Here is a 19,713-nt window from a genome sequence, read left to right as displayed (position 1 = left end):
TCCTAGCGCAGGAACTCGATCGCCTCGCCCTGTCCGAACCCGACACACAGCGTCGCGAGGCCGCGCTCTACGTCCCGCTTTCGCATCTCGTGGATCAGTGTCACCGGCAACCGCGCCCCCGACGCGCCGAGCGGGTGGCCGATGGCGATCGCGCCACCGTTGACGTTGTAGCGATCGGGATCGACGCCGAGTTCCCGCCGCGCGTAGACGCACTGGCTGGCGAACGCCTCGTTGAGCTCGACCAGCCCGTAATCGTCGATACTCGTCCCCGCGCGTTCGAGCAGACGCCGCGTCGCCGGAACCGGGCCGATCCCCATCACGGTCGGATCGACTCCGGCGACGGCGTTGGTGCCGACCTCCGCGAGGATGTCGAGGCCGCGGTCCTCGGCGAACGCTTTCGAGGTCACGAGCGTGGCGGCTGCGCCGTCTGTCACCTGCGAGGAGTTGCCGGCGGTGACGGTCCCATCGCCCGTAAAGGCCGGATCGAGGCCAGCGAGTGCCTCACGGGTGGTGTCGGGGCGGATGCCCTCGTCTTCGGTGACGGGTCCCGCGTCGGTCTCGACGGGGACGATCTCGTCGTCGAAGCGGCCCGACTCGGTCGCGGCGGCGGCCCGCTGGTGGGACTGAACGGCGTACTCGTCTTGGGCCTCCCGCGAGACGTCGTACTCCTCGGCCACCTTCTCGGCCGTCATCCCCATCTGTAGCTGGAAGACGTTGTACTGCTCCGAGAGCGCCGGGTGGAGGTGCTGGTAGGAGTCGCCGTCCATCGGGACGCGGCTCATACTCTCGACGCCGCCGGCGATGATGCACTCGCGGTTCCCCGCGGCGACGGCGTCGGCGGCGGAGACGATCGCCTGCATCGAAGAGGCACACCAGCGGTTGATCGTCGTCGCCGGGACGCTCTCGCCCAACTCCGACAGGAGGGCGATCACGCGAGCGACGTTGTTGTCCTGTTCCTCGCGCTGCTGGGCGACGCCCCACTGGAGGTCCTCGACGTCGTCGCTCCCGACGCCGGTCTCCGAGAGGATGTGATCGACTAGTGTGACCGAGAGATCTTCACTTCTGACGTCCGCAAAGACCCCGCCGGCCTTCCCGAACGGCGTGCGGTAGGCGGCGGCGATTACTGGTGTCGGCATATCGGGCGATGGAACGCGCGGCCGTATAAATGGAGAGGCAATGGAGCGATCCCGCCGGGTCGATCCTGTGCGCCAAGCGGTAACACGACGGTTCCCGCAACCGTGCTAGACAGAGAGTTTCCGCTCGAAAGGTGTGACGCGGAACCGCTCGTCGCCGCGGGTTGCGGGGACCGACTCCGTGACCCGCTCGCCGGGGTCGATCGTCACCGCGATCCCCTCGGGCAGGTACACCCAGTCGGACGCCGTCGGCCTGGTCTCGTAGAACTGCAGGCCCCCGCGGAACGTCCCCGGCGCGTCGCCGACGTTTTCGACTGTCACCTCGATCGTCGGATCCGCTCCGTCCCGCGCAGAGATCGTTGCATCGACCAACTCGAAGTCGGGAAGCGGCGGGGTATCGTCGACGGCCTCGAAGCGAACGTCCTCGGTCTCTCCCCACAGCGATAGCGTGAGAGTCGAGTCCGGGATTTCAGTTTCACGAAGTTCCTGGATGGCAACGAGATCCGCGCTTTCACCGGCGGCGATTTTGTTGTCGCCGAAGGGAACCCCGCCGTCGAGAACGAGCGTCTCAAGCGAGTCCCGCATCGCATCTGCCGTGACGGTGGCGCCGGGATCAGTACGGATTCCCGCGTCGGCAAACGCGTTGTCCGCGATGACCTGCCCGAAGCCGAGCGAGCGGTCGCTCTTGTTCGTCACGCGGAATCGGTGGAGTGCGAGGACGTGACCGTCGCTCGCGGACAGCAGTCCCGTCGCGTCCTCCGGCAGGAGGCCGACGCCGCCCTCCTCGGTCCGGTAGTGGAGCGCGCGCTCGAATCGGGATTCGAGTGCCGTGATCTCGAATCCGCCGACGTCCGAGACCACGGTATCGCCGGCCGCCAGCCGTCTCGGATTCACCTCGAAGGAGGGATCGAACGCGGGATGTTCGCGGGCGTCGGCGGTGATCGTCCAGGTCGTGCCCGCGTTGACCCGCAGTTCGACCTCGACCCGTTCCCACTCCCCGACGGCGATATCGGGGAGTTCGACGGCGACGGGGTCGGGTTCCGAAACCGAGTCGTGGAGCGAATCCGCCGAGTCGCTCTGAACCGACGCGGCCACCGTGGTCGTCTGCCCCGTTATTGTCGCGCCGCCGACGTTGCCGACTGCGAGTTCCACGGTGAACGTATCGAGGAACGCGAGCGGTTCCGCGTCGGGGATCGCGGCCGCCAGGAGCATCGGCGTCGGTTGCGCCGACTCGTCGACGCCGAATTCCGGCACGTCGTCTGCGGAGAGTCCGCTCGCATCTTCACCGTCGTGAGAGGGCTCACTCGAAGCGTCCTCGTCGCCAGCGCCCCCGGTCCCGTCAGCGCCGGAAAGGCAGCCTGAAACCAGGCCGATGCCGGCAGCGATTCCCGCGAGATACGATCGGCGGGTCCTGCTGTCATCAGCCGAGCGAGCGCCGGCGTCGTTCCCGGGACGGTGTCCGGTCATTGCGTCTCACCACCGCTGGCGTAGTTCGGATCGTAGCACTCGTCGCCAAGCCGGGACCGGGCGGCACGAACGAGATCGAGGAAGTACTCCCGGTAGGCTGCGAGCGTGTCCGGACAGAGCGCCGACTGCTCGAACAGCCGCCAGACCTGGCCGACGTCGTGCCGCGCCCACCACAGGAGGTGGTTGACGAGCGCCAGCCGTGCATCCCGCGGGCGGCCGTACGCCTCCCGGACGGCCGTCGACTGCCACCCCTCCTCGAACAGCAGACTGAACTTCCGGCCGTTCGCCGCGTCCGTCGCCTTTCGGAGCAGTTCCGCGTCGTCGAGGACTGAGGTCCCCACCTCGGGAGTTGTCTCGGACATCACACCACAACCGACGGGTGGCAACCACCTAATAACTATCAATTTACTTATATGTATGCGGATGCGGATTCGTGGCCGAGTACACTGAATCGATCGGTTACAGGATCGTAATATCCCTACGCTCGGGCGGGGGCGCCCCGAACCGACCCACCCCAGTCGTCAACCCGGCGACGCTCAATCGATCTGTCCGGACAGTTCGGGGGACAGCGCCGCGACCGGACCACCCACCAGGATTAAGTCGGGGTGTGCGCGAATGTCACCCGGAAGATGACAACAAATGATGGCTTGTCGGAGACGCTCCCGTCGGTGAAATATCCGGTTCGACGGGCACGGATCCTGCTGTCGGGACTCGGGTTTCTGTTTGTACTGTACTTCTTCGGGAGCCTCCTGTTTTTGCTCCCCGCGTTCTTCCTGGTGAGTGCGTACGGATCGCTCGGATGGCTCCTGACGCTCCTCCTCGTCTCGGCCGTGATCCTGTTTGTCGCGTATCGGGGCTACCGACGGATGCTCGCGCAGATTCTGGCCGACGCCGAACGAGTGACCCCCGAGGACAGCCCGGAGTTCGCCGACTTGCTCGACTTCGTCGAGGAGGAGTCCGAGCGGCGCGGGATGGAACCGCCCGCTCTCTACGTCCATCCGGCACCGATCGCCAACGCACTGGCGGTCGGCCGGCGAACGAAGGGACACGTGGTCGTCTACGACGGGTTGCTGACGACCCTCCAGAACCCAGCAGAGCTGAACGCCGTCGTCGCCCACGAACTCGCGCATCTCGACAACCGGGATTCGACGGCGATGACGCTGCTCTCGGCGATCAAGCTGACCGTGGTCCGCTTTTGGACGTGGTTCGGGTTTGCCCTCAGGTCGTGGATGTACGAACGGCGAGGCGTCGTCCTGACGCCGACAGAGGAACAGGCGCTGTGGGCGAAGGCACATAGACGGTCGAACCTCGTCTGCAGTCCGATCGGCCTCGCGGAGAACTCGATTTCGCGACACCGGGAGTACATCGCCGACGCGGAGGCGGCCGAGGCAACCTCCCCGGGGGCGATGGTCGGGGCGCTCGAATCGATCGCCGACGGCGACCACGACCCCGGAGACCTGGACGTGCCGCAGTCGCTGTGTATCCACGGCGAGAGCGACGGAGTGCTCGCCCGGTTACGTTCGGACCATCCGCCGATCGAAAAGCGGATCCGCTACGTCGAGAAGACGCACGGCGATGGCGACGGGTAGGCCCGCTGCACCGACGTCGACGAGTGCCGCAGCCGCACGAAGTACACCGGCGACGGCTGTCAGCAGAGCGGAGAGTGGCACCCGGCGACGGCTGTCAGCAGAGCGGAGAGTGGCACCCGGCGACGCGATCGTCCTCGGTGCTGGCACGGGAGCGACGGCCCCCCGGATGGAATCCTGAAGATCGCCCCGTGACCCCCCAAAAATTATGAGATCCGGAGAGAAGAGCCATATATGACAGCGAGTGTGAATATCGAGCTCGATCGCCCGTGTGTGCCACCGGAGGAGCGATCGACCGTCTTCGCCGAGCTCGACATCGATCCGGGGGAAAAGCGGGAGCCGGCGACGCGACAGGTGGTTATCTGCATCGACGGAAGCGCCCCGATGGGCTCGGTAACCGGCACGGGCGACTCCAGGATCGAGCGGATACTGGAGGGGGCGAAGAAAGTCCTTGACCTCCTGAACGAGGACGACCGCCTCGGGATCGTCTCGTTCGACAGTCGTCCGTCCACCGTCCAGGACGTCGAGCGGGTCGGCGACCTCGACGCGGACGAAGTCCGGAGGCAGATCGACGACATCGACGCGTCCGGCGGGACCGATATCTACGGCGCTCTGGAGCGGTCTCACGATATGCTCAGCGAGTTGCCGGACGGCGAAAACGCGACGACGCGCATCCTGTTGCTGTCGGATGGCCGGGACGGGCAGAAGGACGCCCCGGAGTTCGAGCCGCTGGCGACCGAAATCGGCGACGACGGGATCGAGATCGTCTCCGCGGGAGTGGGTGCGGCCTACGATCGGGCGGCGATCAGGACGATAAGCGAGGCCTCAGGGGGATGGTGGAACCACCTCGCCGACCCCCAAGAGCTTCTGCAGTTCTTCGAATATGCCATTGAGGACGCAGGAAAGACTGTCCGCGGCGATCCGGAGATACGGATCGACGCGGCGAGCGGGGTCGAAGTGATGGAAGCATTCCGGCGGCAACCGCAGGTGCAGAGCGTGAGACTCCTGGAAGCCGACGGGACGTACGTGGTTCGTCTGCCGGACCTGCCGAAGCGCCAGCGACAGCAGGTTTTGTTCGAACTCGAAGTCCCGGGGCGACCCGAGGGCGAGGTGCGACTGGGCGACATCCGCCTCGACGCCGGCCGACCGTTGCTCTCGGAGCGCCTGCAGATCGAGTACACGAGCGACCTCGATCGCCTGCAGCAGCGAAATACCGGCCTCCCCGCGAAGTGGCGTGAGCGCAACGCGCGAACCACTCCCCCGACGGCGGACGCGCCGACAGGAGGCGACGAGGTCGAGCAGACGTCGACCATCGTGCCGGACGAAGGTCAATCCAACTAACCAACTATGAGTACGGAACCGAAGAAGGGAGCGGTCATCGGCACCTATCGGCTCAAGGAGTTCGTCGACAAAGGCGGGTTCGGCCGCGTGTGGCGGGCCGAGGATCAGACGACAGGCGAGGAGGTCGCGCTGAAGATTCCCCGCCACGACCAGGTCAGTGAGGCGATCCTCGACAAGTACGTCAACCGCGAGTTGCAGGCGCTCAAGGAGATCAGGACCGTCGGCGGCCACCCGAACCTGATGAATCTCAAGGACAGCGTCTCCAACGACGGGGACGTGATCCTCGTCGTGGACTTCGTCGGCGGCGACGAACTCGGCGAAATCGTCGAAGATCGATCGGGGTTCGGCGCCGACGAAGCGCGCGACATCGGGATCGACATCTGCGATGCGATGTCGTTCCTCCACCAGCACGAGATCGTCTACCGCGATCTGAAGCCCGACAACGTCCTCCTCGACGGTCAGCGCACGCCGACGATCATCGACTTCACGACGGCAAAACAGGTCGACGTCTCCGGTCTCTCACGGGCAGGTGACGGTGTTGACGCTGACGATACCGAATCAGAATTCTTGGGTGACGCAGCGTTCAAACCTCCGGAAGTGCTTCCGAGCGGGATCGACAGCGATCAGGGACCCTGGAGCGACGTTTACTCTCTCGGAAAGACGCTGTTCTATATGATGACGACGGCGAAGTTAGAGAGCAACGGTCTCAGGCCGAGCAATTTCGGCGCCTCCTGTCCCCAGTATCTCGACGAAATCGTCGCGCGGGCGACCGCGAGAGATCCGACAGAACGGTACAGCAGCGCGACCGCGCTGAAGAACGCGCTGGGACGGGAAGACCCCACGCCGCCGCAGACGGCGACGCTGTACCACGTCGGGGCCGACCACGCTTACGACATCGAAGACGGCGACACGATCGGCCGCGACGACCCGCCGAAGACCAGCATCTCGATCACGGATCCGAACGATGACACGTTCGTCTCCCGCGTCCACTGCCGGATCACCCGGAACGCCACTGGCTCGTGGGTGCTCGAAGACGAGAGCACGAACGGCACCTACTATTACGAGGCCGGTGACTGGGTGGAGATCCTCTCGCCGAACGGCAGACAGACGTACCGCAGCAAGGGGCGGGACGTCGAGGCGACGACTGACACGAAGCGGCTCGAACCCGGCGACACCTTCGCCTTAGTCGATCCGAATTACGACAAGCAGACGTGGTTCATCTTCCAGGGTGAGAACTGACGGACTACACCCGGACGGTGTGATTCCGCCGCGTTCGAGTCACGGACTGATAATGATGCGACAGTCGGTGACTCTCCCCTACTCCGGCCCGTCGAACCCGGGAACCTCGAACAGCGAGTCGGTGATCGCCCCCGTTCGGTCGCTACTCGCCCGGTTCGGCAGGAGATCCAGCACCTGCGCCTCCGAGAGGAGATAGACACTGGGCTTTGGCCCGCGGCACATCCGCTCGTGGGTGAGATAGAAGACGCGTTCGCCGACCTGCGGGTCGGCGGCCCAGACCGACGAGATCTCTTTGGGCGGACGGATCCGGCCGCCGGGTTCGTCGACGTCGTCGATGTCGTATATCTTGTAGATCCCGATGTTGGTGTAGGCGTCCTTTTCGAGCGACGACTCCGAGAGCACGATATATCGGTTTTCGTCCTCGATGCTCCAGCAGACCGACGGGCCTTTCGTCAGGTGGTTGACGGCGACGGTCTCCCGGACCTGCTCGGGGAGTCGGATCATCCGCTCTCTGTTGACCGTCTCCTGGATCAGAAACTCCCAGCCGCGGAACTCGTCCATACTGTCGGCTCACGCGGTACACTGCTGTAAAACTTCACACCAGTGGCGGCCGTTTCGCTCGCGTCGTCGGTTCCAACCCCGGAATATGCAAGTACCTATACCGCGGGCAGCGCAACCGACGGACGAACTCCTCAACAGGGAGCACGTTCACGATGGGACGAACCTTATCGGAAGTCAAACGATACGGCCCGAACTGGGACGAAACGCGGAAGCAGATCCTCCGGCGCGACGACTACACGTGCCAGCGGTGCAGGCACCAGAGCGGCCCGCACGCCGGCGACGAGGGGCGCGTGCTGCAGGTCCACCACATCGAGAAGGTCTCCGACGGCGGCTCGAACGACGAGTCGAACCTGGTGACCCTCTGTCGGCCCTGTCACGGCGTCCAGCATCCCGACAACGACACGTTCGACGCGATCCGCGGGTACGCCCGGATCTATCCGCCGTCCACGGCCGAGGGCTCCGTCGCGTACGTCAACTCGAAGAACGAACGGGAACCGCTCGAATCCTATCTCGACCGGACGGAATCGGACTACTGCGAACGGTGTGGCGATCCGAAGTCCGACGGCGAACGCTTCTACGTCTACCCCAACATCGACTTCGCCGACCGCGGGTCCTACGAGAACCCCGCCGAGAAGTTCGGCGTGCTGTGTGCCCCCTGTACGGGACTCGTGTACGCGGCGGACGACGACGATGGCGTGGAGAAACGGGTGATCTCGACGGACGGCCGCATCATCGGAACGAGCATCGACCGGCTGGTCGCACAGCGCGACCGCGCGCTCCTCTCCGGAACGAAGAAGACGCGGAAGTTCGGCGCGACCCGCGAGGCGGCAAACCGGAAGGAGTGGTGGCTGTTCGAGAGCCCCTATCGACATATCCACGGCCTCTGGCGGCGGCTCGGAACGGCCGTCATCGCCGCCGTCCTGTTCATCCTGGCCGGCCCCTTGCTCGATGGGCTGATTTCCGGACTCGCGGCCTCGACGTTACTGGGACCGTCGGCGGCGTGGTTCTACGTGTTCGCCGGCGGCCTCATCGTCGCAGTGAGCCTCGCGTACGTGCTCCGGTGGTCTGTAGCCGCGCTCTCGGACCGTCTGTGGCACCGGATCGACGGGACGATCCGTCCCCACCACTACCGGAAGCCGAAACTGTTCACGCTCCGGCGACGGCTCGGTGCCGTGGGTGGCTATCTGGTCGTTCCCTATCTGGTCGTCGGCGCGCTGCACGCGGTCGTGCTTCTGCTCTGAGTCGGGGAGGAGGGGTGCGCACGGTGGTGACCTCCCTCGGAACCAGCGGTGTGACGATGGCTCGGTTGGGTCTCCCGTCCCCGCAGCGCGTTTCGACGCGCTTATGCGAGTAGGTCGGCAACCTCTTTGGGATGAGTAACCGGGCTCTCGAAGTCGTCGAGTTCCTCCTCACGGCCCATCTCTACACGGAAAACCGTGATCTGGACGAGAACGACCTCCCGCCGCGGTACCGCCGGGTCTTCTGGACTGACCCCTCCGACGGCGACGACGAGGAATCGGGCGTCGTCGATATCGAGCGGCCGCTCGTCGTCACCGACGACGTCGCGCGGAAGGCGACCGGCGTCGAACACCCCTGGGATGCCGTCTCGGACCTGCTTTTCACCCAGCGCGAGGAGTTCTCCGGCCGCCTCTCGGTCACACAGGCCGATATGGCGATCGAGTGGTATCTCGACCGCGCCGACCGCGAGCGGCTGGCGACGAACCCCACAATCGCAGCGACCGTGGAGGACCGCGAATCGGTCGACGTGACCCACGAGGAGGCGCGGGATCACACCCGCCCGATCCAGGCCGACCGCGTCTGGATCGACAGCCTGCTGGAGGAGTACTTCGACGCCGAGGAGGACGCCGAGATGCTCGATCTCGTGCAGGTGCGCGCGCCCGAGGAGATCGAGATGACGCTGGAGGATCTCGTGTTGACGTCGGATCAGGAAGGCGAGATCCAGAAGCTGATGAAGGCGATCGAACACCGCGAGTATCTCGCCGGGATCGGCCTCCGTGAGATCGGGAAGATCCTCTTTGTGGGCCCGCCCGGGACGGGGAAGACGACAGTCTCCCGCGCGCTCGCGCACGAACTCGGACTCCCGTTCGTCGAGGTGAAGCTCTCGATGATCACGAGCCAGTACCTCGGCGAGACCGCGAAGAACGTCGAGAAGACCTTCGAGGTCGCAAAGCGCCTGTCGCCGTGTATCCTCTTCATCGACGAGTTCGACTCCGTCGCGAAGACGCGACGCTCCGACGAGCACGCGGCGCTGAAGCGCGCGGTCAACACGCTCCTGAAGAGCATCGACGACATCTCCCTGATCCGCGACGAGGTGATCCTCATCGGCGCGACCAATCACCCAGATCAGCTCGATTCGGCGGCGTGGCGGCGCTTCGACGAGATCGTCAATTTCCCGAAGCCCGACCGCGATATGCGCGCGGACATCCTCCGGATCATCACGCGACGGATGGACATCGCGGAGTTCGATCCCGGGGCGGTGGCCGAACTGACCGAGGGCCTCACGGGCTCGGACCTCCGGATGGTCCTCCGGGAGGCCGTCCTGGAGGCGCTGACCGAAGAGCGGACGACCCTGACCCAGGAGGACATCGTCGACGCCGTCGAGGACTTCGAGGAGCGGGACAACCTCAAGAATATGGATATGATGTCAGACGGCGAACAGCTGGTCGCGGACGGCGACAGCCACTCCCACGACCACGCTCACGAGCACTGAGCACGGAAATTCAAAGACCCCTCTTGTCCCGTCGAAGGGAGTCCGATCACCACTCACAGTGATTGTGGGCGGCGGCAGGCCGCGCCGGTGACGGCCGATTCGACGGTTGGACGCCAACCGTTTTCCGGTGCCGACAGCTGCTAGCTGGTATGCCGATCTGTAACCGTCTGCCAGCGTCTCCCTCCATTCCCGTATGACGCTTGCGATGCTCCTCGAACAGTACGTCAGCCTCGGCATCTTCGTCGTCGCCGCGGGACTCAGCGTGCTCAGCTACCTGGCGTGGCGCCGCGAGCGCGACCGCCGGATGCGGGTGATCACCGCCGGATACGCGATGTTCGCGATCTACGGGCTGGTGGTCTTCCTCGAGTATCCGCTGCTGCCGTATCTCGGCGCGCGAACCGTCGAACTGCTGGAGCACGGGAGCGCGCTGCTCATCCTGGGTGGCCTGCTGACGTTCTTCGTGGCGCTCACGCGGGACTGAACGATGTCGGAGCCGGATCTCGAACTGGATTCGCGGCGGGCCATCTACCAGCGGATCACCGATACCCCCGGGATTCATTTCCGGGCGCTGCTCGACGAACTCGACTACGCGCAGGGCACGCTCCAGTACCAGCTCCGGTGGCTGGCCGACGAGGGACTGATCGACGTCTCCGACGATGGAAAGTACACGCGCTACTATCCCGCTGCCGACTTCGACGGGCCGGACCAGCGGGTGATGAACGCCCTCCGTCGGGAGTACAGCCGACGCATCCTCGCCCACCTCCTCGCCGACGGGCCGCTGTCGACGAGTGAACTGAGCGACCGGATCGGGAAAGCGCAATCGACCGTCTCCTGGCACCTCTCGAACCTCGCCGAGGCCGATCTCGTGACCAAAGAACGGGACGGCCGGCAGGTCGTCTACGGCGTCGAGGATCCCGAGCGGGTGAAATACCTCTATACGCTCTACCAGCAGTCCTTCACAGACCGTGTCGTCGACCGACTCCTGGGACTGTGGAACCGGTACTAAGTACGGAGCGTCTCGATTGGCTCGGCCCCCGGGAATCGCCGCCGGCGCCGCCCGACATCGTCAGGAGCCGTTACCGACTCGTAACTCGGTCTCCGGATGGCTACTGGCCCGCAAAGACGCGGGCTGATTTGCCACGCAGGACCAGCGCCCGCAGCAGGAGGACGTACGCTAGAAATAGCAGGGTCGGCGTCAAGAGCGGACGGATCAATCCCGTCAGCTCCGTGCCGACCGCGGCGGCGTGGATCGTGCCGAACGCGAACCCACCGTACGCGAAAGCGTGTACGACGCGCGGTCCCCAGGGCGACTCGAAGCGCGCGGCGTCAGTGAACCCGAGGACGGCGACGACGAGCAGGACAAGCGCGCCCACCCCGACGACGACGCCGGCCAGAAAGTACGAGCGGGAGTACGCGGGCGCCGGCACGGCCCCGGTCAGCACGAACCACGTGTCGAGCACGCCGAGTGCCGCGTGGAGGAACGTCACGAGCATCGCGAACACGGACAGTTCGATATGGACGCGCTGCGCCGCGTCGTGGAGAATCCCGAAGGACTCGGTGTTGTAGAGGATGCCTGTCAGAACGGCCAGATACAGCGCGGGGTAGGCGACGAGCGCGGCGGCGCGATCGAGCAGCCACACGAGGTGCGCCATCACGACGCCCCCGTCGTTTCGACGACATCCGGGCAGCCGTCGGCATCCTGAAACCCGTTTTCGGTCTCAGGACGGGTCGGACACTGGTCTGTGGCGTCGGGGATGCCGTCCCCGTCGTAGTCGTTCGGTGCCTGCCGCGCGGTGACGGTCTCGTTCGTGAGTTCGGCGCGTTTCTCTTCGGTCGCCTGTGCCGCACGGACGTCTCCGATCTGCCACAGTATCGGCGTCGCGACAATCAGGAGGGCGATCGCGACGACGGTGATTCGTTGCCTATGCGTCGTAGACATAGGTGTCGAAGTCGTCGGTCAGGTAGAAGACGCCGCTGTGGACAATCAGTGCCTCTAGCCCAGGCCAGTCTTCGGCGAGTGACCGCGCCTCGTCGAGCGGAAGCGCCGCGAGCGTCGTCGCGAGGGCGTCGGCCTCCATACAGTCCCGCCCTGCGACAACGGTCACAGAGTCGTGTCGGGCACCGATCCGCTCCGCGTTCGGATCGTAGACGTGATCCACCGACCCGCGTTCGCGGCGGTAACCGCCGGAGGTGGCGATCGCCCAGTCCGTATCGAGCGTCCGCAACGGTCGGTCCCCGCCGTAGGGGCTTTCGATTGCCACCGGTCCAGTCGGCGGCGAGAGGTCGCCACCGCCGCTGACGAACCCGCGGCGGCCGATCCCGTCGAGGGCGTCCGCGGCCCGATCGACGATGTACCCCTTCGCAAGGCCGTTGAGATCGAGCGCGGCGTCGGCCGTCACACGGTCGCCGTCGACGGCGACGGTTCCGGTGTCGAACGTCTCCGGAACCGACTCGCTGTCACCCCGGAGGTAGGCCTTGAGGTCGTGTTCGACACGGCCCTGGTGGATGTCGAACGTGCCGTCGGTCCGCTCGTAGTACTCGAGCCCACGGCGGACGAGTTGTGCCACGTGCTCGTTTTTGACGACGCCGCGCTGGTTGAGTCGGGCCACCGCGCTATCGGCGTCGAAGGCGTCGAGTTGGCCTTCGAGCGCGATAGCGGTCTGCTCGGCGGCCGCAGCCGCCGCTTCGGCACGAATACCGGCGGCGTGGACGCGGAACGTCGTATCACAGCAGCGAAATTCACGCCGCGTGTCGCCAAGTCGGCGGACGGCGCTGGTGAGTGTGGACATCTCGACTGTCAGTGCTCCGCTTCGTCGTCCTCGTCGTCGTGCTCTGCATCGTCATCCCTCACGTCGTCGCCGTGCTCTGCATCGTCATCCGCCTCGTCCTCGTACTCCTCGTCGTGGTCATCTTCTTCCTCGTGATAATTGTCCTCCTCGTCGTGTTCGTCCTCGTACTCTTCGTCTTCGTATCCGGACTGCACTGCGGGCGTGAAGTTCTGGTTTGGTTCCGGTGCGTCGCCAGCGACCTGCTGGGTGCCGCCGGAATCACCAGGGGCGAGGCCAGACGAATCTGTTACCAGTCCGAGACCCGGGAACGCGAGGCCGCCGGCGACGAGCGCCGTCAGCAACGCGCCCAGGAGCGTGAATGCCACGAGTCGGTTGGTCGGAACGGGAACGCGCATAGGTGTGTGTCGAGTGGACGGAAACGGACCACCGTATAGTGGCTTGGCGTCCAACCGTCGAATCCTCGTACAGCCGTCGAATCGTCCGCAGAGCCGACCCGAACGGGATCCGGTTCCCCGAAACCGGTTGTCCGTCGGCGGCAGAGCCGACAATATATCCCCACGGCGCTCCCAACGACCGATGATGCAGGTCACCCTGCTCGGGACGGGCGATACGACCGGAACGCCGACCGTCGGTTGCGACTGCGACACCTGCGTCGAGGCACGTCGCCGCGGCGTCGAGCGCACCCGGTTTTCGGTCCACGTCGAAAACGAGCGCACCGGCGAGTCGCTGCTCGTCGACTTCAGCCCCGACTTCCGCCACCAGTTTCTCACGCAGTCGGTGCCGCTGCCGGACGCGGGGATCGTCTCGCACATCCACTTCGATCACCTCGACGGCCTCGGCAACGCCTACCGGCTGTTCGACGACCTGCCCGTCTACGCCGCAAACGAGACCGACCCGGCGACGTCCGAGAGCGTCGCCGGGACGATCGAGCGGAAGTACGACTACCTCGACCAGGTGTCGGTCCACCCGCAGACGCCCTTCGAGCCCTTCGAGGTCTGCGGGCTGGAGGTGACGCTCGTCCCCGTCGATCACCCGCCGCTTTTCTGCTATGGGCTCGCGATCGAGGATCCGGAGACGGGCGCGAAGCTGTCGCTGTCGGGCGATACCTCCTACGGACTCCCCGACCGATCGCGGGACGTGCTGGCGGATCCGGACCTGCTTCTCGCCGACGGCATCGTCCCGGCCGCGCTGTGTGAACACCATCCGCTCGGCGGCAAACACCACGACGACGACGGCATCCCGCGGACGTTCGGGACGAAACACATGACGCGGGAGGGCGCACTCGCCCTCGCTGCCGACCTCTCGGCGTCGGAGACGCGGGTCGTCCACACGGCCCACTTTTACCCCGCCGAGGAGGCGTTCGCGGAACCGCTCGCCGTCGACGGCGAACGCTACAGCATCTAAGGACTCGCTTCCGCCGAAAAGTCGATCTTCAGTGGTTCACTCGACCGGCCGGAGTTTGGGGAAGTCCGGGCCAGCAGCCTCAGCCGAGGATGTACTTCGCGATGCGCTTTTTCCCGAGTTCGGTCTTCTCGATGATCGCGTCGAGGCCGAGCACCCGGCCCGCCCCGAGGACGCCCAGCGTCACGAACAGCATCAGGCCCATCAGGTCACCGTTGACCAGGCCGTGGGACCAAGACGCGTTCCCGAGGTAGAAGAACACCATCAGGAACGCCCCGAAGAAGCTCGCCAGCCGGACTAAGGCGCCGACGACGAGTCCGAGGCCGATGAGCGTCTCACCGATCGGGATCATGAAGTTGGTGAACTCCAGCATCCACGGCGTCTGGCCGGCCCAGACGAGGAAGCCCTGGATGGGGCTGGCCGCGCCCGCGTTGACGAGGTAGCCCTGCGCGCTGAACGGTTCACCCGAGACGAAGGCGAACTTGGTCAGCCCCGCGTGAAGGAACCAGTACCCGGTGATCACGCGGAGGACGGCGACCCAGTACCCTGCGAGCGTCCCCTGCAGGTCGAAGTCGAGCGGGTTATCGAACACCGCTTGCGTTGATGTTGCCATCGTCGGTCACCTCACAGATGAACCTCTGGACCTCACCCCCGTATAATATCGAGCCGATTCTCAGGAATTTGGAAAAGCTTACTCGAACCCGAGTCGGATCATATATACCGGTCTAGCCCCGACTGTCGCCGTCGTACGCCGGGGGGGTCCCGTCGCCAAGTGCTCCGCTCGTCGCGGAGCGCTCCGGTCGAGACGTCCGGTGGCTCGGCGGGGTCGAAGGCGTCGCAGTCGTCCCCGCAGGTTCGCGCCGGGTCGACGACGCGCTCGAACTGCGCACAGTACGGCCTGCCGTCGTCGGTCGCCTCGGCGTGCGCACAGGCCGGGAAGTCGTACGTCCGCCACCCCTTGCCGTAGGCCCGCTCGGCGATCCGTCGCCGGGCGCGCGCCTTCTCGCCCGCAGTCACGGGTCGGACGTCGGTCCGGAGCGGCCGCTCGGCGACGAGTTCGATTCCCGGTTCGTCGGGCGACAGCGACGCCGGCGGCCTGATTTCCTCCCGTGTCCCCGTCTCGGGGTCGAACCGCCAGACGCCGACCGCCGCGGGGATGCGGTTGAGATGCGCGCGCGTGACGTGACTCTCCGTCGCCAGCACGACGGCGTCGAACAGCCCCAGGGAGACGTCGGTTCGGAGCTGGCGATCCAGCGCGCCGGGGTCGCCGAGGTCGGGTTTGTTCTCGATGCCGACCAGCCGGCCGAACCACTCGTCGGGGTACCGTGTCGTCTGCCGGACGTACTCCCGACCGTCGCGCCGCTCCGTGGCGAAAAAGCCCGCGTCGACGGCAGTGTCGACAATAGCATCGCGCGTTTCTGAAGCCATCTCGGGGAGCACCCGGTTCCGCGGGACCGCCTCGCCGGCGCCGACGTCGCTCTCGATCGCGCGGATCGGCACCGACCGGTCGGTAATCTCCGCGCGGCGGTCGAACCCTGGCCCGGGGGCGACGCCGACGACGTCGACGATCCGCCGCCCCGCGCGGTCGACGGTCGCGCCGAGTTGCCGGCTCACGACCCACTCGGTCGTCGCTTCGAGGTGAGAACACAGCGCGAGTTCGAAGGCGAACTCCCGGGGCGCATCGGTATCGGCCACGTCCGGACATAGACGCCGGCGGACAAAAGCGACTCGTCGGCAGTAAGAGGATTCGGTGGCGGACAAAAGCGGCCCGGCAGCGCCCGCGGCACCAGCCCGGGGGTCCGACGCGGCGTCAGAAGTGCCCGGGATCCTCGGTACCGTACTGGAGTTCCCCGCCGCGTCCCCCCTCGACGGTGCTGCTCCCGTGGTCGCCGGAACTCGGCACCTTCACGCGGACCTCGGTGACCTCCTCGAAGTCCATAATCAGGTCCGATTTGATGTTGTCGGCGGTGATATTCGAGATGCCGCACCCGGCGCAGGCGCCGCCGAGTTCGACGACGACCTCCCCGGTGTCGGGATCGGCCTTCCGGACGACGCTCTCGCCGCCGTGCATCTGGATGATCGGCATCTGGCCGGCCATCCACGTCTCGATGCGCCGCCGGAGTGGTTCCTCGGAGTCGCTCATTGCTTCCAGTAGGAGGCCGACGCTTTGGAAGCTTGCGGTTACACTCGCGGTGCGTCGCCGTCGAGAAAAGTGTGTCACGGTTATACAGGGAAGTTGGCGCGGGCGAGGCAACCGTGAGTGATCGCTCTCGACGTCGCCCCGCCCGCTACTCTCGGCTTCGACGCAGCAGCCGCCACGCCGCAAGCGAAAAGCCGGCTACGGCAGCGGTCGCGCCGAATCCGGGCGCGCCGATGTCGACCCCCGGATCGTCGGTTGTGGCCGCTGTGGCGTCGGCTGTCGCTCCCGCGTCGTCTGACGTCGTCTCCTCACTGGCAGTCATCGAGACCCCGGCGGCTGGTGTCGTCGTCCGCTCTGGAAGGATCCCCGGCGGATCCGCCTGCTCGCCCGCGTGATCGGGGAACGTGTACAACCGCGCCGGGCTGTCGCCGACGCCCATACTGCTGGCGACGAAGAACCCCTCGCGGTCGCCGGGCTGTGCGAGCCGCGCGGTCCAAAAGCGGGCCACCTCGGGATCGCGCCACCACGACAGTTCCCGCGGCGCCCCCGGCTCGGAGATGTCGTGCCGCTTGACGCCGCCCTGATACCACGAGGAGTAGAGCACGCTATCGGTGAGCTCGAAGTTGTGCGCGGTGGTCCAGACGCCGCCGTACGTCGGATCGGGCGACGGCGGCGCGGGAATCGTGGCCTTGGGGATCGGAGCCGTGGGGTCGGCGACGTCCCAGAGATCGATCCCGGAGGGGCCGCCGACGTACTCCGATGACGCGGTCGCGGTCTGCGTGGCGGCAGTCGCCGGCGACGACGCCGGTGTCCCGTCCTCGGGTGTGTCGCTCACGTCGCCCTCCTTCGGCGTCGCGGTGCTCGTCGCGTTCGACGCCGCCGGCTGCAGCGCCCACGTCTCGCGGCCGACCCCGAGGAGCGTTCCCGACGGATCGGTCGCGACGTAGTGGTGATTGCGGGGCGGGAGTGTGGCCTCCCGGCGGGCCGCCTCCTCGGAGAGTTCCGTGAGCGACGAGGGATCGGGCGCGTCGACGGTCCCCAGCACGGTCGGCGACGTCGGGTCGGAGACGTCGAGAATCCAGGTCCCGGCGTCCCACAGTGCCACAAACGCGGTCGAGCCGTGAACGTAGACGTCGTGGATGCTGCGGAGCCGACTCGCCACCTCGTCCCAGGTCTCGTCGGCGTCGATCACCGACCATCGACCGAGTTCTGCACCGCTCTCGATATCGCGGACGACGAGCGGATTTCGACCGCCGTCGTTGCCGGTGAGATAGGCGACCCCGTCGCGGACGAAGCAGTTGTGGATCGGAAACGACGTCTCGTGGAACGCTTGCTCGGTGGGGGATTCGGGATCGGAAACGTCGACGACGAGAAAGCCGGAAATCGCCCCCGACAGTGGGTTTGCCGGGCCGGCGACGACGAGCGTCGTCGGGTCCGTCGCGTCGAGTTTGACATCGAAGATTCCCCGGAGTGGACCGCCGTCGCGGTCGGCCAGCGGTTCGCGGACGTCTGCGAGCAGGCGAGGCTGGTCCGGGGTCGAGACGTCGACGGCGGCGTAGCCGGTCGTCGTCGCGAGATAGGCGGTCTCGCCGTCCGGTGTGACGACCGCCTCCTTGGCGCCCTCGACGTCGATCGAGCCGTACGGTTCGTACGGACCCGGATGTGCAGCAACCGGGTCCGAGACGACCGATCCGCCGAGGCCGACGGCGACTGCGCTGCCGAGGAAGCCGGCGCCGGTACAGAGGAACTCGCGCCGTCGCATCTCGTTGGGGCGGTGCATCGGTATGAATCGTCCCGTCACAGCCGAGAGTGATCCCCCGTCCCGCCGGTCATCGCGCTCGCGAGGGCACCCTTGACGACCACTTCGTCGCCGAGAGTCGTCAGTTGGATCTGGGGCACGTTCGACATCACCATCTCGTCCATCCGCTCGCGGATCGGATCCAGCGTGCGCTCGGGATTGTTGAGCGCGACGGCGCCGCCGACGTAGATGATGAGCGGCGCGTACGCGTGGACGATGTTCGCGACGCCCATCGCGTTCCAGTGGCCGAGTTGGTCGACGACGTGGGTGGCGAACGCGTCGTCGCCGTCCTGCTCGAAGACGTCGACGGCCGAGAAGTCCGGGTCGTCGATCGGGAGAGTGGTGTCCGTGCCGTTTTCCTCGTGGAGGTAGGCGGCGTACCGCGGGATGTTGCTGCCCGAGCAGTACGCCTCCCAGTGGCCGTCGTGGCCACAGCCACAGGTGAGGTGTCCCTGCGGATCGACCGTCATATGGCCAACTTCGCCCGCGTTGCCGTCCCACCCCGCAAGGACGTTGCCGTCCACACAGACCCCCGCGCCGATCCCCGAGGAGATGGTGAGATACACCATATCGTCGGGGTTCTGCTCGGAGTAGAACCGCTCGCCGATCACGCCGGCGTTCGTGTCGTTGTGCAGATACACCTGGTCGGTGTCCAGGAGGACCGACAGGGGGCCAGTGAGCGGAATCCGGTCGATAGTGTCGGGGAGGTTCGCCGGGTTCTCGACGGCGCCCTCCGCGAGGTCGAGCGGACCGATCGCACCGATCCCTGCCGCGGTCGCCCCCTCGGGGTCCACGCCGGCGTCGTCGCACGCCTCGCGGACGACCCGGAGGACCGCCTCGGTGACGGTGATGCCCGTCGGACCGTGGGGTGTGTCGTCGTCGCTTTCGCCGATGACCGTGCCGTCGCCGTCGGCGACGACCGCTCGGACGTTCGTCGCCCCGAGGTCGACGCCAACGTAGTGCGCCATTGTGTCGTTACGAGTGATCCCCGCACTTAATTGAGCGGGTTCGTGCCGATCCGAGGCGTCCAGCGAGAGAGACTGCTGGAGTGATCAGTAATCGGGCGCGTCGTCCTCGACTTCGCGCTTCATCGACTCGCGGCGGGACTTCGCGTCCCGGCCGGTGGCCTCGAGCAGGAAGTCGTTCTTCGCGTCGACGGCGTCGCCCGCCGCCGAGAGTTCGTCGGGGCCGAGGTCTGCGGGGTCGGTCTCCTCGAACTCGACGCCGAGTCGGTCCTTCTTGCCGCTGTAGGACACCGCGCCGGCGACGATCCGCTCGAACACCGGATTGTCGGGCTCTTCGACGACGAAGAGGTCGCTGCCCTTGTACTCTGTCGTCCCCGTGATGGGTCCGAAATACTCCTCGACTGTCGCTTCCATATCCGGGATCCGCTCCTCGAGCGTCTCCCCGCGACGCATCTTGTACTCCTTCATAGCCCGTCGTTCGACAGGTGGCCGTTTACCTGTTTCGTCCCCGAGCGACCGATCCGGGTGGGGCCTTTTCAATCCCCCTGCGGCGGGGCTGATC

22 protein-coding genes are annotated in these 19,713 nt (G+C 66.3%); 8 read left to right on the top strand and 14 right to left on the bottom strand.

Annotated features, from left to right (window positions below; translation table 11 throughout):
- Nucleotides 1–2: 2 nt before the first annotated feature.
- From RJT48_RS02025 to RJT48_RS02015, 3 genes are all read right to left on the bottom strand, one after another.
- Nucleotides 3–1,136 carry a thiolase family protein gene (locus RJT48_RS02025; protein ID WP_311170560.1) on the bottom strand — a complete coding sequence of 378 codons (1,134 nt, stop codon included), beginning with the start codon at nt 1,134–1,136 and terminating at the stop codon, nt 3–5.
- 105 nt (nt 1,137–1,241) lie between these two features.
- Nucleotides 1,242–2,600, bottom strand: a complete 1,359-nt coding sequence (locus tag RJT48_RS02020) for a hypothetical protein (protein ID WP_311170559.1) — start codon at nt 2,598–2,600, stop codon at nt 1,242–1,244.
- On the bottom strand, nt 2,597–2,962 hold the full coding sequence (locus RJT48_RS02015) for a hypothetical protein (protein WP_311170558.1): 366 nt from the start codon (nt 2,960–2,962) through the stop codon (nt 2,597–2,599). Before RJT48_RS02015 ends, RJT48_RS02020 begins: the two co-directional genes overlap by 4 nt.
- A 267-nt stretch (nt 2,963–3,229) precedes the next feature.
- Between RJT48_RS02015 and RJT48_RS02010 the strand changes: the two genes are divergently transcribed.
- The 3 genes from RJT48_RS02010 (at nt 3,230) to RJT48_RS02000 (ending at nt 6,766) form a co-directional block, all read left to right on the top strand.
- Nucleotides 3,230–4,189, top strand: coding sequence for a M48 family metallopeptidase (locus RJT48_RS02010; RefSeq protein ID WP_311170557.1), 960 nt, complete (start codon nt 3,230–3,232; stop codon nt 4,187–4,189).
- 231 nt (nt 4,190–4,420) lie between these two features.
- The gene (locus tag RJT48_RS02005) at nt 4,421–5,527 is read left to right on the top strand and encodes a vWA domain-containing protein (RefSeq protein WP_311170556.1); all 1,107 of its coding nucleotides are present in this window, start codon (nt 4,421–4,423) and stop codon (nt 5,525–5,527) included.
- Nucleotides 5,528–5,533: 6 nt separating this feature from the next.
- Nucleotides 5,534–6,766, top strand: a complete 1,233-nt coding sequence (locus tag RJT48_RS02000; protein WP_311170555.1) for a protein kinase domain-containing protein — start codon at nt 5,534–5,536, stop codon at nt 6,764–6,766.
- 78 nt (nt 6,767–6,844) lie between these two features.
- Here the strand turns inward: RJT48_RS02000 and RJT48_RS01995 are convergent, their stop codons facing one another.
- Complete coding sequence (locus tag RJT48_RS01995) at nt 6,845–7,327, bottom strand: hypothetical protein (RefSeq protein WP_311170554.1); 483 nt, start codon at nt 7,325–7,327, stop codon at nt 6,845–6,847.
- A 152-nt stretch (nt 7,328–7,479) separates the two neighbouring features.
- Between RJT48_RS01995 and RJT48_RS01990 the strand changes: the two genes are divergently transcribed.
- The 4 genes from RJT48_RS01990 to RJT48_RS01975 all read left to right on the top strand — a co-directional run bounded on the left by RJT48_RS01990 (nt 7,480) and on the right by RJT48_RS01975 (nt 11,064).
- Complete coding sequence (locus RJT48_RS01990) at nt 7,480–8,568, top strand: HNH endonuclease (RefSeq protein ID WP_311170553.1); 1,089 nt, start codon at nt 7,480–7,482, stop codon at nt 8,566–8,568.
- Nucleotides 8,569–8,699: 131 nt separating this feature from the next.
- Nucleotides 8,700–10,058, top strand: coding sequence for an ATP-binding protein (locus RJT48_RS01985; protein WP_311170552.1), 1,359 nt, complete (start codon nt 8,700–8,702; stop codon nt 10,056–10,058).
- 193 nt (nt 10,059–10,251) lie between these two features.
- Complete coding sequence (locus RJT48_RS01980) at nt 10,252–10,539, top strand: hypothetical protein (protein WP_311170551.1); 288 nt, start codon at nt 10,252–10,254, stop codon at nt 10,537–10,539.
- Between the two features lie 3 nt (nt 10,540–10,542).
- Nucleotides 10,543–11,064: a winged helix-turn-helix transcriptional regulator gene (locus RJT48_RS01975; protein WP_311170550.1), complete on the top strand. Its 522-nt coding sequence runs from the start codon at nt 10,543–10,545 to the stop codon at nt 11,062–11,064.
- Nucleotides 11,065–11,164: 100 nt separating this feature from the next.
- Here the strand turns inward: RJT48_RS01975 and RJT48_RS01970 are convergent, their stop codons facing one another.
- From RJT48_RS01970 to RJT48_RS01955, 4 genes are read right to left on the bottom strand one after another with little or no spacing between them, the layout of a single operon-like run.
- Entirely contained in the window at nt 11,165–11,710 is a 546-nt protein-coding gene (locus RJT48_RS01970) for a hypothetical protein (RefSeq protein WP_311170549.1), read from the bottom strand.
- Nucleotides 11,710–11,997 (bottom strand): thrombospondin type 3 repeat-containing protein, encoded by a 288-nt coding sequence (locus tag RJT48_RS01965; protein WP_311170548.1) that lies wholly within the window; start codon nt 11,995–11,997, stop codon nt 11,710–11,712. Before RJT48_RS01965 ends, RJT48_RS01970 begins: the two co-directional genes overlap by 1 nt.
- Entirely contained in the window at nt 11,981–12,847 is an 867-nt protein-coding gene (locus RJT48_RS01960; protein ID WP_311170547.1) for an FAD:protein FMN transferase, read from the bottom strand. The genes RJT48_RS01965 and RJT48_RS01960 overlap by 17 nt, the downstream gene beginning before the upstream one ends.
- An 8-nt stretch (nt 12,848–12,855) precedes the next feature.
- Nucleotides 12,856–13,242 (bottom strand): hypothetical protein, encoded by a 387-nt coding sequence (locus RJT48_RS01955; protein WP_311170546.1) that lies wholly within the window; start codon nt 13,240–13,242, stop codon nt 12,856–12,858.
- Between the two features lie 184 nt (nt 13,243–13,426).
- On the opposite strand from RJT48_RS01955, the gene RJT48_RS01950 reads away from it, so the two are divergent.
- A complete protein-coding gene (locus RJT48_RS01950) occupies nt 13,427–14,251 on the top strand; it encodes an MBL fold metallo-hydrolase (protein WP_311170545.1) in 825 nt (274 codons plus the stop codon).
- A gap of 79 nt (nt 14,252–14,330) precedes the next feature.
- Here RJT48_RS01950 and RJT48_RS01945 read toward each other — a convergent pair whose 3' ends face one another.
- The 6 genes from RJT48_RS01945 to RJT48_RS01920 all read right to left on the bottom strand — a co-directional run bounded on the left by RJT48_RS01945 (nt 14,331) and on the right by RJT48_RS01920 (nt 19,619).
- Nucleotides 14,331–14,861 carry a TQO small subunit DoxD gene (locus RJT48_RS01945; protein ID WP_311170544.1) on the bottom strand — a complete coding sequence of 177 codons (531 nt, stop codon included), beginning with the start codon at nt 14,859–14,861 and terminating at the stop codon, nt 14,331–14,333.
- Between the two features lie 98 nt (nt 14,862–14,959).
- Nucleotides 14,960–15,943 carry a DUF5787 family protein gene (locus RJT48_RS01940; protein ID WP_311170543.1) on the bottom strand — a complete coding sequence of 328 codons (984 nt, stop codon included), beginning with the start codon at nt 15,941–15,943 and terminating at the stop codon, nt 14,960–14,962.
- 115 nt (nt 15,944–16,058) lie between these two features.
- A complete protein-coding gene (locus RJT48_RS01935) occupies nt 16,059–16,391 on the bottom strand; it encodes a NifU family protein (RefSeq protein ID WP_311170542.1) in 333 nt (110 codons plus the stop codon).
- A 145-nt stretch (nt 16,392–16,536) separates the two neighbouring features.
- Nucleotides 16,537–18,150: an LVIVD repeat-containing protein gene (locus tag RJT48_RS01930; protein ID WP_311170841.1), complete on the bottom strand. Its 1,614-nt coding sequence runs from the start codon at nt 18,148–18,150 to the stop codon at nt 16,537–16,539.
- 35 nt (nt 18,151–18,185) lie between these two features.
- Nucleotides 18,186–19,154: an ROK family protein gene (locus RJT48_RS01925; protein ID WP_311170541.1), complete on the bottom strand. Its 969-nt coding sequence runs from the start codon at nt 19,152–19,154 to the stop codon at nt 18,186–18,188.
- Between the two features lie 84 nt (nt 19,155–19,238).
- Complete coding sequence (locus tag RJT48_RS01920; protein WP_311170540.1) at nt 19,239–19,619, bottom strand: DUF5611 family protein; 381 nt, start codon at nt 19,617–19,619, stop codon at nt 19,239–19,241.
- Nucleotides 19,620–19,713 lie beyond the last annotated feature (94 nt).

Origin of the sequence: Halobellus ordinarius, from assembly GCF_031823395.1 — an archaeon.
GTDB classification, from domain to species: domain Archaea; phylum Halobacteriota; class Halobacteria; order Halobacteriales; family Haloferacaceae; genus Haloquadratum; species Haloquadratum ordinarius.
The sequence above is the reverse complement of the archived record's forward strand: the minus strand, read 5'-3'. Positions and strand labels throughout refer to the sequence as shown.